Genomic DNA, 16,958 nt, shown 5'->3' with positions numbered 1-16,958 from the left:
AAGGGCAATCAGAAGGATCGCCTATATGATCGGCGATCCTTCATTCATGGAAACGAATCGTATACCTCTGATCAAGATAGATCCACAACACGGGATAATTAAAGGCCAAATTCCAGAAACTCGCACCTGCCAGACGATACTCATCGATAAGGTTAAATTTAGCCTCCATACTTCTTAAATCTTCAAACCAGACGATGTGCTCTTTTTTTGACTTATCCCAGTAATGGTAAAATGGAGATTCATCCTCTTTCCTGTATTGGATGGCGGCTTTACGTCTCGTTGCAAGCCTTGTCGCCTGCATCGGGCTTAACGCTTTTGCATATGGCCCTCCGGCTACATATGGCAATGTCCAGTCATAACCGTACAGGTTAATGCCCATCAAGATTTTGTCTCTAGGAATTTCAGTAACTGCATAGTCTATTACCTTTTTAATCTCGTCTATCGGGCTCACTGCCATCGGCGGTCCACCGCTATATCCCCATTCATACGTCATTAAAATAACGTAATCAACAATTTCTCCGTGCGCTTTATAATCATGCCCTTCATACCATATTCCCTTTTGCGTGGCGGATTGTTTCGGAGCAAGGGCTGTTGAGACGATAAAGTTTTCCCGGTGCATTCGCTCTGTGATTTTTCTTAAAAAGCGGTTATAAGCTTCACGATTTTCGCCGCCGATAAATTCAAAATCAACATTCACACCCGAATAGTCTTTTTCTTTCATTATTTTTACCGTATTACTAATCACACGATTGCTAAGATCTTCATTATTTAAAATGGCGCTGGCAAGTTCCTGGCTGAATTTTCCGTTTTCAATATTGGTAATCGAAACAAGCGGCTTAACCGACGTTCTCTTTATATCTTTTAAAAAGGCGGTATCATTTAGCAGCTTTAATTCACCTTTTCGATTGACTTCATAACTAAATAGCGAAATGTAGCTTAAGGCTTTAGCGGCATTCTCGAAATTTTGGATAGAAAGTGGCGATGGCTCCGCAAACGCATTCGTTACTAAGGTTCGTTTTTCACGTTCCGGTACACGGATCACCCGACCGACATAAAGTGCGCTATCGGTAAGTCCCGGGTTTGCCTGTCTCAATTGTTCAACAGTTACTCCAAGTTTTCCTGCAATTTTGGCGAGCGTATCCCCTTGTTGTACCCGATAGGACAGAGGCGTCAAAATGAGAATTGTTTGTCCAACCGCCAATACATCCTCTTTCGTCAGACCATTGACAGCCGCTATTTCCTGCCACGGCACTTCATAAAATTGAGACAGCTTCCATAAGGAATCACCTTTTTGAACGACATGTATTTGCATGATTCCCCCTCCTAGGTAACATCATGCTAATACTTTATGATTCAGCAACTTGTATATATGTCTATTTCAATTTCTTTCGTACCGTAGATTTCTTTTCTAGCTCAATAAAAAGTTCTGATAGTTGAATAAATGAGTGATAGTGATCGGGTTGTTCGAAAATGAACGATAGCCGTTCCTCAAGGTTCACCGGTTGAATTGGAAGCGGTTCGATCTCCTTTTCCCAACGACACAAGTTGCCCGTTAGTCTGCCATTTGCCCAGAATAACGCTTGAAGGAAAACGCTCAATTGATAAATCATCGGTTCCCTTGCCTTTTTTCGATTTCTCACCTGAAAATATTGTTTAATTATTTCAAACTCTTTGCGCCAGATTTCAAACCGGCTCTTCAATAATAGTGGGCCTCCGCCTGCTTCGACATCTTTCAGTGAGGCTGAATGGGTATGTCCGTTGGCAAGCAACAACTCTTCCAGGAATGGGATTTTTTCGCTATGCCCTTCAGCTAATTCGATGCTATTTTGCGCAAAAAAGAGTGGATGTTGATATTCGTCTGGAATAGAGAGTAGCGCCACGACTATTTCCCTTCCTTTCTCGCAATCACTTTCTTTCTTTTTTGCCCTTCTCTGCAAATCGTAAGAAGAGGACATTCAAGACATTGTGGATTTTGTGCTTTGCAATGATAGCGGCCAAAGAATATTAATCGATGATGGGTCACTCCCCACTCTGCCTCCGGCACTTTTTTCATCAACGTATGTTCGACTTCCAATACAGAATCTTTCCAGCGGCAAATGCCGAGGCGCTTTGATACCCTTTCCACATGTGTATCGACGGCGATTGCAGGGATGCCAAAGGCGACAGAAACGACGACGTTTGCCGTTTTTCTTCCAACTCCGGGAAGCTTCATTAATTCATCTCTGTCTTGCGGGATCTGTCCATCATATTCTTTGATCACCATCTCACAAAGCTTTTGGATATTCTTCGCTTTATTCCGGTATAAACCAATCGAGCGAATATCCTCTTGCAATTCTTCCAATGATACATTTAAATAATCCTGTGGAGTTTTATATTTCGCGAATAACTTCGGAGTCACTTTATTGACAAGCGCATCCGTACATTGTGCGGATAATAGGACGGCAATAGTTAATTCAAACGGATTGCTATGATGAAGTTCACAATGAGCATCCGGGAACATTTTGCCAATTTCCTCCAGGCAATATGAAATTTGCGATCGGTTTAACATTGTTACCTCCATGTTGATAAATATAAGTAAAAGGCGAGAAAGAGTCTCGCCTTTTTTACTGCTCAAGCCAGTTATACAGCGGTATCGAAATCTCGTGTTCGCTTTTTGTTACAGCTTGCTTGCTTTTATACGTGCGGTTTTGCTTTGCTCTGAATCTCTCACCATACGTCCTTGCTTCTTCAGGTGTCCGGACATTATTTTTCTTCCACTCAAACAAAATGCGGTCGATATAGCGGAAATTTAGCTTGCCGGATAAAACCGCCTCTTTTAATGCTGTCAAAATCATATCGGCATCATGCCCATCCTGGTCGATCCATATTTTCAATGTTTCGCATTCCATCGGTGAAAGCGGTCTTCCAAATTCCCGTTCAAAAGACGTATATACACTTTCTTCAAGCACCTGGCGATTTTTCATCTCATGTTTAGCTTCTTCACTCATAAGAACGTGGGACAATTTATTCCATAGGGGCAGAAGCGAGTACGATTCGCTTCTTATGCCTTTATCCTCTACTTCATGAATTTCCAAAAAACCTTTTTGAATGAACCCTCTTAAATAACGGATACATGCCTCGCTTGATAGGCTCATGCGGTTTGAGAGTTCTTCAGGTGTAGGAAAAGGCGTTCCAGATTCGATAAACGTATAAACATGGAGAAGGAGCATGCATTCTTCATCCTTTAAACCGAGGGTGCGGTAATAACGCAATAATACTTTCGGGATGGATATGGTCCCTTCTAACATCCATTTTTCAAACCATTCATTCTTCATTTTTCGACACCCCCTCCTTCTATTATTATAACATGAAAAAGCATAAAAACCTCCAGAAGAGTGGAGGTTTTTATGATCATGGATACAATCGATTTAATAGGCGAGGGAATGGGATCGTTTCCCGAACGTGCTCGACCCCTGAAATCCAGGCGACCGTTCTTTCCAGTCCCAGGCCAAATCCGGAGTGCGGCACACTGCCATATTTGCGAAGATCAAGATACCAATTATAGGCATCTGCCGTTAAACCGTGTTCTTCATACCGTTTTTCCATTAAGTTAAGATCGTCGATGCGCTGGCTTCCACCGATAATTTCGCCATAGCCTTCAGGGGCAATTAAATCGGCACATAAGACGACATCTTCTCTCGTCGGATCTGGCTTCATGTAAAACGCTTTAATGTCTTTCGGATAATGCGTAATGAATACTGGTTTATCAAAGCTTTCGGCAATGGCTGTTTCATGAGGGGCCCCAAAGTCTTCGCCCCATTCAATATCGTCAAAGCCTTTTTCCTTTAGCATTTCGATCGCCTGATCATACGTAATGCGCGGGAATGGTGCTTTTACGTTTTCAAGTTTGCTTATATCACGTCCAAGTACCTCAAGCTCTATCTGGCAACGTTTTAAAACAGATTGGACAACATGGCTTACGAATTGCTCTTGAATTTCAAGTGATTCCTCATGTTCAACAAAGGCCATCTCAGGCTCAATCATCCAAAATTCAATTAAATGACGGCGTGTTTTCGATTTTTCCGCACGGAATGTCGGTCCGAATGAAAATACCTTTCCGAGCGCCATTGCGGCCGCTTCCATATAAAGCTGTCCGCTTTGTGATAAGTAGGCATCTTCATCAAAATATTTTGTATGGAAAAGCGTTGTCGTTCCTTCTGCTGAACTTCCAGTTAAAATTGGCGGATCCACCTTAACAAATCCGTTTTCATAAAAAAATTCATAGATGGCATGAATGATTTCATTACGTATTTTCATGATGGCATGCTGACGCTTGGAACGGAGCCATAAATGGCGGTGATCCATTAAAAATTCCGTCCCATGCTCTTTCGGTGTAATCGGATAGTCAACAGATTCGTGGATGACTTCTAAATCTGTAATTAGTAGTTCTACACCAAGTTTTGAACGGTTGTCTTCCTGGACCGTTCCTGTCACCCATAAGCTCGTTTCCTGTGTTAACCCTTTCGCCTGTGACCATAATTCTTCAGGAACATCGTTTTTTAAGACAACGCCCTGGACGAATCCCGTTCCGTCCCTTAATTGAAGAAAAGCAATTTTACCGCTGGACCGTTTGTTATGAAGCCAGGCGCCGATCGTAACAGTTTCGCCAATATGTTTTTGCAATTGAGATATTGTTGTTTTCACTTAAATGCCCTCCTACCTCGTTTTTGCTGCAGCTAAATGTGCTAATATGCTTTAAATGTCCTGTTTAATGCTATATTTTTTATAACGGCTTCCGTTTTCAAAGTAACCGTCATAAAACGTATATCGATTGTTTGAATCAATATAGACAACTTCCCAGATCGGGTGATCATTATCCATCCCTAAACGAATATCGATAATCTTTTTCGGGTTTAAATTCCGCTTTGTATAGGCTAACATTTCTTTCTTTGAAAGACCTGAAGATTTAGTTTCCGAATACGTATTACCTTTTTCATCAACCCATACAATGATGCTTTTGTGAGCTTTATTTTTGCCTTCTACGACAAAGTAAGCTTTATTTCCATAATAGGGTTCACCGCTCTGAACTTTAACAAGATTATACCTTTCTTTCGCGATTTTAACTGCTTTATTTCTCGATCCGTTTTTTCCCGCTTGAATCGTTTCATATAAAGAGATCGATTGCCATATTACAAGAACAACTACCATAAAGAAAACGATCAACAACCATTTTTTCATTTAAAACCACCATTATGTCCGGTAAATTGTAAATACCACTTTATTATGATCTTCCTCATCAAGAGCTAAGCCAAACATTAAGTCCTCATGCTTTAACGTTTTGTTTAATACGGTGACAAGCTTGTACAGATCGTCCGATTTATTGATTTTAACTGTGGAAAGAATTTGTATTTTACTTTCCATGTCCTTCCCCCTAAACTATGTATGCAACTTCGCCAAACCATTTAAATAACGGGAACCGGCTATTCCGCCGATTCCTGTTATCTTCTATTTCTAACCCTACTATACCTATTGTAACCAGTCTTTTAGTTCTGTCAATAATTCATGCATCGGTGCTTGATGAACGGGCAACGGCGGTAAAGACGTAATAAATAACCTGCCGTAGCGCGTCTCTGTAATTCTTCGATCAAAGACAAAAACGGCGCCCGAATCACGTTCAGTACGAACAAGCCTGCCGAAACCTTGCTTAAACCGGATAATGGCCTGAGGGAGAGATAGCTCCATAAATGGATTTCCGCCTTCTTTTCGTAGCCGTTCACTTCTTGCAGCGATGACCGGATTGTCCGGCGGTGTGAAAGGTAATCGGATAATGACGAGGCATGATAGATCATCGCCCGGAATATCGATTCCTTCCCAGAAACTTGACGTCCCAAATAAAATGGATTGCTCAAATCGCTTAAAGTTTTTCGTTAACCGCGCCCGGCTTCCACCATCGATTCCTTGTGCAATGAGCATAAACTCTTCATGTTGGATCAAGTCTTTAAAAACAGCATGAGTTTCTTTCAACATTTCATACGATGTAAATAATACGAGCATACGCCCTTTCGTAATGGTTGCGATACTTTTCAGCCGATGGGCAATAGTAGTAACGAACGTTTTTTGGCTAACATCGTTGATCATCGGAATATCGGTCGGAATAAGAAATTTAACCTGGCTCTCATAGGCAAATGGTGATGGCAAGCTGGCAGTAATCGGGCTGAAATCCGAAAGCCCCAGCCGGTTTACCATATATTGAAATGAGTTTTTCACAGACAAGGTCGCTGATGTTAAAATGACGCTATTTTTCTTTTTGAAAAACTCATCTGCTAAAATATCGTTTACATCAATCGGTTTCGAGAAAAGATAGGCCGCATTTTTTGCCCCTTTTGCATCTGCTTCGAGCCAGAAGACTTCATTTTCATTCATGCCGGTTAAAAGATGAATAAGCTTGTTCGTTTCATCTTCAAGCGCGCTCTTCAAACCGTCAAAATCAACAAGAATCCCTTTTTGTGAGAACGTTAAATGCTCTTCCTTATCATTGATCTTTTTACTCGTTTGTTTAAGGACTTTTAAAAGTCCGCTTAAACCTGAATGAACCCGATTGCCTACTTCTAACAGGGTTTCCCATGCCTTTTCTTTTAATACCGATTGATCATACCGATAGCTTGCTCTCCCGAAGTCATTCGCTTTATCTTTTCGCTTTTCCAGCACAAACGTACGAATAAGCCGGAATAATTCATCAAGCTCAAACTGCAAGTCATTCACACGATCGCCAATCTCAGTAAGCGCCCGTTCCACTTCCGGTAATTCAACCGTTTCCGTCATTATTTTTAACTTTTTCATCGTCCCGCTCTCCACGTCAGATCCGATTCGCTCCAAAAGACGATGAAAGGCAAAATAGTCGGTGTTAAGGCCAAAATGGTCGCTGACAACTTCTTCGACATGATGAGCTTCATCAATAATCGCTTCTTTATATGACGGAAGAAGCTGGGACTCCGCTCGCAAATCCGTAAAAAGAAGGGCGTGATTCGTGATGACAATGTCGGATTCAAGTGCTTTTCTTTTTTTTCGGTGATAAAAGCACTTTGTAAACCACGGACATCGGTGATTTAAACATGATCCGGCATCGCTTTTTACTTGTTGCCAGAATAGCTTTCCTCCTGATGCTAAATTTAACTCCTCGATATCCCCGTCTTCACTTTCCGTCAACCATACGAGAAGCTGGGCTTTCGTTAAATTCGTGTCATAATTATCTTCATATGAATCATCTAAGCTTTGTTCGAACTTCCGTAAACATAGATAGTTGTTTCTTCCCTTTAATACAGTCGCCTCAAACGAAAATGGCATAATTTTTTTTAAAATCGGGATGTCCCTCTCCATTAATTGTTGCTGCAATTGAATGGTATGTGTGCTAACGACGATGGGACGGTCCTCTCGTTTTCCAAAAAGGAGAGAAGGGATTAAATAGCCGAGTGATTTGCCGACACCCGTACCTGCTTCAATCATTGCGTGCTCCCGGTTATTAAGTGAATGCTCAATCAAATCCATCATTTTCAACTGACTGTCCCGTGCCTCATAATGTTCCATTTGAGATGACAGTTTTTCCACGAGCGCCCCTGCTGTTGTATCAACATGTGCAATCGAATCATCTTCTTGCTCGGTCTCATAGGATTTTTTTAAGACAAGCTGCCGGTAAAAGTCGAGATCATTTTCATCATCTTCTAAGTTCCGAGATTTCTCTTTGATCAGTTCACCGACAATTTCTTCTAACCCGCTCTGCATTTTTTTTAAGAAAGGTTCAATCCGCTGCAGTGTCAGTAGCGGCAACTTTTCTAACTTTTTCAGCAAATAGCAAAGAAGGCCTGCCGTTACTTCCGCATCGCTATCCGCCTGATGCGGATTATCATGTTCTAAGCCAAGATGTTCTGCAAGCTGGCCCAATTGGTACCCGTCGACATTTAACATGAGCAGTCTTGATAGCTCTACCGTATCTAGCAAAGGTCCATTAAATGTTTGATAGCCGCTATTTGTTAACTCTTCTTGCAAAAAGGACAAATCGAATAAAACATTATGAGCAACAAAATAGGCTCCTTCAAGCATCGTTAACAATTTTGGAGCAACTTCCTCAAAAGAAGGGGCGTCTTTTACCATTTTGTCATCAATGCCCGTTAATTGTTCAATAAATGGAGGAATGGGCACTTTCGGATTAATAAATGTAGAAAAACGTTCAATGATTGTATGTTGCTCAACAACAACCGCACCGATTTGAATAATGCGATCTCCTTTACTCGGCGAGTTCCCCGTTGTTTCAACATCAATTACAACATAGCGGTTGTTCATTTCATCACCTCTTTTCTTAAACGGAAATAGATTCGTCAAAAAAGGGGTTTAGGCAATTACAAAAGAAAAACCCCTTTTAAAGGAGGGGTTAAAGAATCGTAGAAGCCGGTTCATAACCTAACATGTCGACAATTTTATTATTTTCATCCATAATGGCAACTTTCGGTTGATGTGTTTTAACTTCCTTTTCATCATACATGCCATACGAAATAATAATAACGACATCCCCTTCCTGCACAAGACGGGCTGCGGCACCATTTAAGCAAATGACCCCGCTTCCTCTTTGCCCGGGAATGATATACGTTTCAAAACGCGCTCCATTATTATTATTTACAATTTGGACTTTTTCATTAGGGAGCATATCAACCGCATCAAGTATATCTTCATCGATAGTGATACTGCCAACATAATTTAAATTCGCTTCAGTTACACGGGCACGATGAATTTTGCCTTTCATTAATGTTCGATACATCGTTGTCACCTCATATTTAAATGGAAAATGTAATATTATCAATTAACCGGGCCTTTGAAAATTTAACGGCAAGTGCGATAATTATCGATCCTTCCACTCGATCCAGTTCTTTCAATTCGGGAAAAGATAGAATTTCGTAATAGTCTACTTCCCCGCTTGTATGTTCCTGTATATACTCTACCATTTTTTCTTTTACATATGAAATGTTTTTTTCAGAGACTACCATCTCTTTACCTAATAGTAATGATCGATATAGGTGAGGTGCTTCTTTCCGCTCATCTTCCGTTAAATAAACATTGCGCGAACTTTTAGCGAGTCCATCATCTTCTCTCACGGTAGGTACAGGGATCATTTCAATTGGAAAATTAAAGTCTTGAATAAGACCGTCCACTACAGCCACTTGCTGTGCATCTTTCATTCCAAAGTAAACTTTTGTAGGTTGAATAATATGAAACAATTTGACAAGAACAGTCGCGACGCCATCAAAATGACCCTCTCTTGATTTTCCACATAAAACATTCACTCGCTTCTTTACCGTTACTACGGCAGAAGGAGGAGTCGGATACATTTCTTCAACTCCCGGGTAAAACAAGACATCTACTTTTTTTTCTTTTGCAAGCAATTCATCCCGCTCAATATCGCGTGGATAGCGGTCAAAGTCTTCATTCGGACCAAATTGAAGAGGATTGACAAAAATGCTTAACACAACGATATCATTTTCGCGACGGGCGGCTTCAATTAGCGACAAATGGCCTTCATGCAAAAATCCCATCGTCGGAACAAACCCGATCGATTTCCCTCTTTGGCGGCATTCGGTTACGTAATCTTTCATATGTTGAATCGACTGTATAATTTTCAAGTTACTTTCCTCCGTAAACCGCTTCAATTTCTTCTTGTTTCATCGTAAACGAATGCTCATCCGCCGGAAATTGCCCCGCCTTCACTTCTTTACAATACAACTCGATTGCACTCGTCATCTGGACTCCGACGCTTGCATATTTTTTGGCGAATTTTGGAATATGATGGAATCCATAACCCAATAAGTCATGGTAAACGAGTACTTGTCCGTCCGTCTTATTTCCCGCACCAATGCCGATGACCGGAATCGTCAAACGTTCCGAAATCAGTTCAGCCAATTGTTTCGGAACACATTCGAGGACGAGCATAAACGCGCCGGCCGCTTCTACAGCTTTTGCTTCCTCTACTAACTGCGCAGCCGCCTCCGCTTCTCTTCCCTGCACTTTATAACCACCCAATACTAAGGCTGATTGCGGTGTCAAGCCAAGGTGGCCGACGACAGGGACTCCGGCATCTGTAAGAGCGCGGATCATTGGAACAACGTCTTTCGCTCCTTCAAGCTTTAACGCATGACATCCACCCTTTTGCATTAAAGCCCTTGCATTTCTAACGGTTTCTTCTTTTGATGCATGGTACGTCATAAATGGCATGTCGGTTACAATAAAGGTGTTCGGCGCCCCTCGCTTAACCGCTTTTGTATGGTGAATCATATCATCGAGCGTTACCGAAATGGTCGATTCCAATCCGAGGACAACCATGCCGAGTGAATCACCGACAAGTATGATGTCCACTTCCGCCCGCTCGCACAAATGGGCGGAAGGATAATCATAAGCTGTCACCATGGCGATTTTTTCACCATTTCGCTTCATTTTTAGAAAGCTCTGTGTGTTTTTCATCATCTTTTTTCCTCCTTTTTTCTGTAGGAGGAACAGAGGAGTCAAAAAAATCCTTCTCGCAAAGGAAGAAGGACTGAATTGTTATAAACATCCCTCTGTCCCGGTCCAGTTTGGATCTAGGCAGAACTTGCTTTTAAAAATGATTTCCGCAAAAAAGTGCAGTTCTTAAAAATTAAGATACCGCCTTTATTTACACTATTACTTTATCATAAATTTCACGACCGGGGTATCTCTATATCCGCTGAATAAATTTGATGGATTTGATTTTCGTCATCTTCTAACAGGAGGACACCTTCATCGGTTATCCCTTTCGCAAATCCTTCAAATTCCCCACTGATCGTCCGGACTTTAATTCGTTTGCCTAAACTTAGCGCATAACTTTCCCATAAAAGTTTAATGAGATGAAATCCTTCTTGTAAATATTGCTTGTACAATACCTCCATCTCTTTCATGACAGCCGCAATCAAATCTGCCCTCCGAATAGCTTGACCCGTTTCGATTTGTAAGCTAGTGGCGATTCCCCTGATTTCATCTGGAAGTTCGTCTGATGAAAGATTGACATTCATTCCAATCCCAATGATGACCGAATTAATTCGATCGGCCTCCGCTTGCAATTCGGTTAAAATGCCAACGACCTTTTTTCCATTGATTAAAATATCATTTGGCCACTTGATTTCCGCGTTAAGACCGGTTACTTTATGGATCGCTTTTACAACGGCGACTGCGGTTAGTAACGTTAATTGCGGGGCTCTTTGCAGCGGAATCTCCGGTCGAAGAATGAGGCTCATCCAAATTCCGCTCCCTTTTGGCGATTGCCACGGCCTTCCCATTCTTCCTCTTGCACCCGTCTGTTCATCAGCCACGACGAGTGTGCCTTCCTCGCATTTTTCATGAGAAAGCTTATGGGCAATTTCCTGAGTGCTTGACACTGATTCTTTAGAGACAATCTGCCGGCCAAACTTTTCCGTTTTCAGGCGAATGGAGATTTCATCCGCTGTGACAGCATCTGGTGATGAAAGAATTCGATACCCTTTTTTAGGCGCAGCCTCAACTTGATATCCTTGTTTTCTAAGTTCGGCAATATGTTTCCAAATCGCCGTCCGTGAACAATTCAATTGGTCGCTAATTTGTTGCCCTGATAAAAATTCGCCTTGATGATTCATTAACATTTCAAGAAGTTGTTGTCTCATTTTCTTTCCACCTCCTCACCCATTCCATGAGTTCCTTTTCATTATTTTTAAGCCTTTTCTCAACGATCGCTTTTTGCATATCGGAAAGAAGGGTGTTGATCCATGGCCCCCTTTTTTTCGCTATAACGTTTACTATTGCGTTCGTTTCTAATGCGATATCTTTTCTTGATTTGATAGCCAGAGAATCATATTGTTCCTTGATTTTCTTAAAATCATGATGAGGCGTTCTGCCATTCAATAGATTGCTCATCCTCTGGCATGACAGACTGTCTTTCAGGCCTAACCTATAAATATCCCAGAGAGAAAGCGGTTTATCAATAAACGAAATGAGTTTTACCGCTTTTTTAATGAGCGAATTCGGTAATTTCCACTTTCTTAAGAATGACGGAATATCATCGACGCCCAGCAAAAACAAGAGAAGCGTCCACCGTTCTTCATTGGATTCCAGCCTGTCCCAATCGATCGGAAACAGTGCTTCAAATGATTGATCATACTCACTCAAAGCCGGCAAAAAGCGGTAGATGTGATATTCATCAATCATTTTAAGCGCGCCAGAGCAATGGCTGCCCGCGAGCAATTTAATAAATTCGACGGCCATTCGTTCGACGGAAATCGCCTTTAATTCATGTGATAACTGAATACAAGCTTGTTTTGTTTTTTCTTCAAGAGAAAAACCGTACACGCTCATAAATCTTAGCGCCCGCATTATTCTAAGGGGATCCTCTTGAAACCGGTGGGAAGCATCTCCGACCGTTTCAATTTGTTTTAACTGGATCGCCTTCCTGCCATTATATGGATCGTATATTTCGCCATTTTCGTCCATCGCCATCGCATTCATCGTAAAGTCTCTTCTCGCTAAATCTTCATAAAGGGAGTCGATAAAGACGACAGACGAAGGATGCCGCTTATCTTCATAGTTTGATTCTTTTCGAAATGTCGTCACTTCATATGACTCGTGCCTGTGGCGGACAATGACCGTTCCATGTTTTAGCCCTACAGGAATGGTTTTAGAAAAGAGTGACATGACTTCTTCAGGTGTTGCATTCGTTGCAATGTCAATATCACCAATCTCTCTTCCCATTAAATAATCCCGGACAGAGCCGCCGACAAAATAAGCTTTGTACCCCGCTTCTTTTAGTTTGTTTAATACTTCACTTGCCTCAGCAAAAGACGGCTGCATAGTACCACTATCCTTTTAAAACTTCATAATAGATCGATTCATACTCGCTGACGATTTTTTCAGAATGAAATGTTTTGCGCACATGGCGAATAGCATTTTCCGAAAAATTCCTGTGTTTCTCCGGATCTTGCAATAATTGTATGGCTTGATTTGCTGTCTCTTCAATATTTCCTACTTCGACTAAATATCCCGTTTCCTTATCGACAATCACTTCAGGGATGCCGCCAATTTTTGTCCCAATGACAGGAACACCACATGACATTGCCTCAAGTGCGACAAGGCCAAAACTTTCTTTTTCCGATAACAGCAATTTTAAATCGCTGATCGAATACAACTCAGCAATATTATCCTGTTTTCCTAAGAACAGGACATCCCCTTCAAGTCCAAGCTCTCGAACTAACCCGCAACAAACGGAAAGCTCAGGACCATTTCCGATCAGTAATAATTTCGAAGGAAGCGTGCTGTTAATGATTTTGAAAGAACGAATCACATCGGGCACCCGTTTGACGGCTCGGAAATTCGAAATATGTACGATCACCTTTTCATCCGGGGATATGCCATAAACTTCCCTTAGCGACGATTGTTTTCGCCTATAGTAAACCCGTTCGTCAATAAAGTTGTAAACCGGAAGAATGTCTTTATCGGTTGACAATAAACTTTTCGTCTCTTCTTTTAAACTATTGGATACAGATGTGACGACATCCGAGTTTTCAATACCGAATCGGATCATTCCGCTTAATGATGGATCATAGCCTAAAACCGTTATATCCGTTCCATGAAGAGTCGTCACGATTTTTAATGAATCGCCGACCATTTGTTTCGCTAAGTAAGCACAAACGGCGTGTGGGATGGCATAGTGGACGTGAATCAAATCGAGCTTCTCTCTTTTGGCGACTTCCGCCATTCTGCTTGCCAGCGTCAAATCATATGGAGGATATTGAAAAACGGAATATTGATTCACCTTCACCTCATGATAAAAAATATTTTCGTAAAGCCGCCCGAGTCGAAACGGCAGGCCTGACGTGATAAAATGAACCTCATGACCTCTTTCCGCCAACATCTTCCCTAATTCCGTCGCGACGACACCGGATCCTCCTACTGATGGATAACAGGTTATACCAATTTTTAATTTCATAGTAACTCCTTTAAAACAATTGGTCTTTTGCACATAAAACCTTCTGCAAAACAAATGCCTGCCTCTTTGCCAAACAAAAGCTCCCTTGCCTTCACCGATTCAATATAACCATTTACTAGAGGAGTATTGAAGCTATCGGCGGTTTTTATAAACTGGCTTTTGTACGCATTTAAAGCAGCAATCTTGTGCTCATAATCCTCTGAAACATCCACTAAACAATCCGGTTTATGGAACCCATTGATAAAATAATAATAGACGCTTCCGGTGCGGTGGGGTTCAAGATTCTCCGGATCGGTCACCTTTTTCACGCCGCTAGAGAAGACCGCTTCGTCTACAAGCCTTGCACAATTGCATGGTCAGGATGCCGATCCTCCCAGAAAGGCGCGAAAATGACATCTGGCTTCACTTTACGAATAACGGAAACGATTTTTAATATATAATCATCATTTATGTACAATCCACGATCAGGAAGCTGTAAATTCAACCGCTCAGCTACACCTAAGAGACGGGCCGCTTCATTTGCTTCCGTTTTGCGAAGTTCAACTGTGCCGTTAGAAGAGAGCTCAGCTTCTGTTAGATCACAGATAAATACACGTCCGCCGTTTTTCGTATGTTTGTAAATGCTCGCCCCCATTCCAATTTCGACATCATCGCTATGGGCGCCAAATGCTAGCCACGTTTTGTTTTTCATTCTTTATTTTCCCTCTCATGAATAATCGTTCTCCAGTTAAATTCTCCCCGCTCCATTGCGCGGATAAATAGCTCTCCGCTCGCCACATTTGTTGCAAGGGGAATTTGATAGACGTCACAAAGCCTCATTAAGGCATTAACATCGGGCTCGTGAGGTTGGGCCGTTAACGGATCTCGAAAAAAGATGACTAAATCCATTTCATTTTCTGCAATTAGGGCACCGATTTGCTGATCTCCGCCAAGCGGTCCGGACTGGAACCGATGGACCGATAAGCCTGTCGCCTCCATAATTTTTGTGCCAGTCGTTCCGGTGGCAAAGAGTGTGTGTTTTTTTAAAATATGCGTATAGGCAAGCGTAAAATGAATCATTTCCTGTTTTTTCTTATCATGTGCGATAAGCGCGATTTTCACAACCATTCCCCCTCTTAAAAAGCAGCCGAATTTTATTCAATGATATTTTCTAGACCATATACAAGATGATCTAACTGCATTACCGTCTCAACTGCAAGTTTTATGCCTGGCATAAAAGAAGACCTTGCGATTGAGTCATGACGAATTTTCAATGTCTGACCGACTCCGCCAAATATCACTTCTTGATGGGCTACTAACCCCGGAAGCCGTACGCTATGTATCCGAATGCCGTCCATTTCCGCGCCGCGCGCACCCTTTAACTCCTCTTTTTCATCAGGATGTCCTTGCTTTTTCGATTTCCTTACTTGCTCGATTAATTGTGCCGTCTTGATCGCTGTGCCTGATGGAGCGTCGAGCTTCTGGTCATGGTGCTGTTCAATAATTTCAACATCAGGAAGATAACGGGAAGCCATCTGGGCAAATTTCATCATTAAAATGGCTCCTATTGCAAAGTTCGGCGCAATAATCGCCCCCAATTCTTTTTCGGCTGCAAGGTTTTCAATCCGATTAAGATCTTCATCTGTAAACCCTGTTGTTCCGATGACAGGACGGACATTCATCTCAAGCGCGATTTCCAGATGTTTTTTCCCGACTTCAGGCTTTGTAAGATCAACCAATACATCTGCACGAATATCACTTAAGCATTTTCTCAGGTCATCGTATACCGGTATATTTAATGGCGGCATCCCCTCTAAATCTTTCAACATCAAACCATCATTTCGTGAATCAACGACGGCAACAAGATTAAAATGGCCGGTTCCTTGCACCATTTGAACGGCTTCCTTGCCCATTTTCCCTCTTGGTCCTGCTATTACAATATTTATCGTCTTACTCATTCTTCAATCTCTCCTTTTTCCATATGAAGTTTTACCTCTTATCCTCTCTTAGTTCATGTTAGCGAATGATGACAAGTTTGACAAATTAAATGAAAAATTGAATAGGCTATTTTTTTCGACTATAATGGAATCCGAGTATCAATTAGGGGGAATTACATGAATTATCCAATCCGTATTAAAAATATTTTGCTTATTTTATTTGGAACCGCCGTTTTTTCATTTGGACTCGTACATTTTAATATGGCCAATAACCTTGCAGAAGGCGGATTTACCGGAATTACGCTCATTTTATATTTTCTGTTCAATATCGATCCGTCGTATACGAACCTTATCTTGAATATACCGTTATTTTTCATCGGGTGGAAACTACTTGGCAGAACAACGTTTATGTATACGATTATCGGAACAGTAGGCGTTTCGGTTTTTTTATATTTATTCCAACGCTATTCTACATTGAATATCAATTTAAAAAGTGATATGACACTTGCCGCTCTTTTTGCCGGTGTCTTTATCGGGATCGGCTTAGGCATCATTTTTCGGTTTGGCGGGACAACCGGAGGGGTCGACATTATCGCCCGGCTTGTACATAAATATTTCGGATGGAGCATAGGAAAAACGATGTTCATGTTCGATGCGGTTGTCATTACGTCTTCACTTATTTATTTAAATTATAAAGAAGCGATGTATACACTAGTTGCTGTATTTATCGGAGCAAGAGTGATCGACTTTATGCAGGAAGGCGCCTATTCTGGTAAAGCAGTGATGATTATCTCGGATAAAAATGCGGAAATTGCGGCATTAATTATGAAGGAATTGGAAAGAGGGGCAACTCTTCTTACTGGAAAAGGAAGCTTCACAGGCAATTATCGGGAAGTCCTTTATTGCGTCATTGCCCGCAACGAGATCGTCCGTTTAAAACAGGTAATTGAACGGGTTGATCCACACGCCTTTGTCACCGTCAATGACGTCCATGAAGTTCTCGGCGAAGGATTTACCCTTGATGAAAACAAGAATCCAATTGGACGATAAAAAAA

17 protein-coding genes and 1 pseudogene are annotated in these 16,958 nt (G+C 41.6%); 1 reads left to right on the top strand and 17 read right to left on the bottom strand.

The genetic code is table 11. The features are described from left to right. Positions 1-40: 40 nt before the first annotated feature. The 17 genes and pseudogenes from WD019_RS05195 to dapB form a co-directional block, all read right to left on the bottom strand. Positions 41-1,312, bottom strand: coding sequence for a glycosyl hydrolase family 18 protein (locus tag WD019_RS05195; RefSeq protein WP_425710839.1), 1,272 nt, complete (start codon positions 1,310-1,312; stop codon positions 41-43). 61 nt (positions 1,313-1,373) lie between these two features. Next, a complete protein-coding gene (locus WD019_RS05190) occupies positions 1,374-1,880 on the bottom strand; it encodes a YpoC family protein (RefSeq protein ID WP_425710838.1) in 507 nt (168 codons plus the stop codon). Positions 1,881-1,882: 2 nt separating this feature from the next. Continuing rightward, on the bottom strand, positions 1,883-2,548 hold the full coding sequence (gene nth, locus WD019_RS05185) for an endonuclease III (protein WP_026676983.1): 666 nt from the start codon (positions 2,546-2,548) through the stop codon (positions 1,883-1,885). Between the two features lie 55 nt (positions 2,549-2,603). Then, positions 2,604-3,314 carry a DnaD domain-containing protein gene (locus WD019_RS05180; protein WP_026676982.1) on the bottom strand — a complete coding sequence of 237 codons (711 nt, stop codon included), beginning with the start codon at positions 3,312-3,314 and terminating at the stop codon, positions 2,604-2,606. Positions 3,315-3,390: 76 nt separating this feature from the next. Next, positions 3,391-4,683 carry an asparagine--tRNA ligase gene (gene asnS, locus WD019_RS05175; protein WP_425710837.1) on the bottom strand — a complete coding sequence of 431 codons (1,293 nt, stop codon included), beginning with the start codon at positions 4,681-4,683 and terminating at the stop codon, positions 3,391-3,393. Positions 4,684-4,734: 51 nt separating this feature from the next. After that, the gene (locus WD019_RS05170; protein ID WP_425710836.1) at positions 4,735-5,217 is read right to left on the bottom strand and encodes a DUF5590 domain-containing protein; all 483 of its coding nucleotides are present in this window, start codon (positions 5,215-5,217) and stop codon (positions 4,735-4,737) included. Between the two features lie 12 nt (positions 5,218-5,229). Beyond that, positions 5,230-5,400 carry a YpmA family protein gene (locus WD019_RS05165; RefSeq protein ID WP_081412597.1) on the bottom strand — a complete coding sequence of 57 codons (171 nt, stop codon included), beginning with the start codon at positions 5,398-5,400 and terminating at the stop codon, positions 5,230-5,232. A gap of 105 nt (positions 5,401-5,505) precedes the next feature. Next, positions 5,506-8,316 (bottom strand): ATP-dependent DNA helicase DinG, encoded by a 2,811-nt coding sequence (dinG, locus tag WD019_RS05160; RefSeq protein WP_425710835.1) that lies wholly within the window; start codon positions 8,314-8,316, stop codon positions 5,506-5,508. An 88-nt stretch (positions 8,317-8,404) separates the two neighbouring features. Further along, a complete protein-coding gene (panD, locus tag WD019_RS05155) occupies positions 8,405-8,788 on the bottom strand; it encodes an aspartate 1-decarboxylase (protein ID WP_026676978.1) in 384 nt (127 codons plus the stop codon). Positions 8,789-8,804: 16 nt separating this feature from the next. Beyond that, positions 8,805-9,647 (bottom strand): pantoate--beta-alanine ligase, encoded by an 843-nt coding sequence (panC, locus tag WD019_RS05150; RefSeq protein WP_026676977.1) that lies wholly within the window; start codon positions 9,645-9,647, stop codon positions 8,805-8,807. 1 nt (position 9,648) lies between these two features. Further along, entirely contained in the window at positions 9,649-10,482 is an 834-nt protein-coding gene (gene panB / locus WD019_RS05145) for a 3-methyl-2-oxobutanoate hydroxymethyltransferase (RefSeq protein WP_425710889.1), read from the bottom strand. A gap of 215 nt (positions 10,483-10,697) precedes the next feature. Further along, positions 10,698-11,672, bottom strand: coding sequence for a biotin--[acetyl-CoA-carboxylase] ligase (locus tag WD019_RS05140; protein WP_425710834.1), 975 nt, complete (start codon positions 11,670-11,672; stop codon positions 10,698-10,700). Then, positions 11,653-12,852 carry a CCA tRNA nucleotidyltransferase gene (locus WD019_RS05135; protein WP_425710833.1) on the bottom strand — a complete coding sequence of 400 codons (1,200 nt, stop codon included), beginning with the start codon at positions 12,850-12,852 and terminating at the stop codon, positions 11,653-11,655. Before WD019_RS05135 ends, WD019_RS05140 begins: the two co-directional genes overlap by 20 nt. A 7-nt stretch (positions 12,853-12,859) precedes the next feature. After that, entirely contained in the window at positions 12,860-13,987 is a 1,128-nt protein-coding gene (gene bshA / locus WD019_RS05130; RefSeq protein WP_425710832.1) for an N-acetyl-alpha-D-glucosaminyl L-malate synthase BshA, read from the bottom strand. Then, positions 13,984-14,678: pseudogene (gene bshB1, locus WD019_RS05125) on the bottom strand (bacillithiol biosynthesis deacetylase BshB1). The gene bshA and the pseudogene bshB1 overlap by 4 nt, the downstream one beginning before the upstream one ends. Next, entirely contained in the window at positions 14,675-15,088 is a 414-nt protein-coding gene (mgsA, locus tag WD019_RS05120; protein WP_026676971.1) for a methylglyoxal synthase, read from the bottom strand. The pseudogene bshB1 and the gene mgsA overlap by 4 nt, the downstream one beginning before the upstream one ends. Positions 15,089-15,120: 32 nt before the next feature. After that, entirely contained in the window at positions 15,121-15,924 is an 804-nt protein-coding gene (dapB, locus tag WD019_RS05115) for a 4-hydroxy-tetrahydrodipicolinate reductase (protein ID WP_026676970.1), read from the bottom strand. Positions 15,925-16,080: 156 nt separating this feature from the next. Between dapB and WD019_RS05110 the strand changes: the two genes are divergently transcribed. After that, positions 16,081-16,953: a YitT family protein gene (locus tag WD019_RS05110; protein WP_026676969.1), complete on the top strand. Its 873-nt coding sequence runs from the start codon at positions 16,081-16,083 to the stop codon at positions 16,951-16,953. Positions 16,954-16,958 lie beyond the last annotated feature (5 nt).

The organism is Fictibacillus sp. Mic-4 (genome assembly GCF_049843615.1).
GTDB lineage: Bacteria > Bacillota > Bacilli > Bacillales > Fictibacillaceae > Fictibacillus_A > Fictibacillus_A gelatini.
This window is presented reverse-complemented; position numbering and strand designations above follow the sequence as displayed.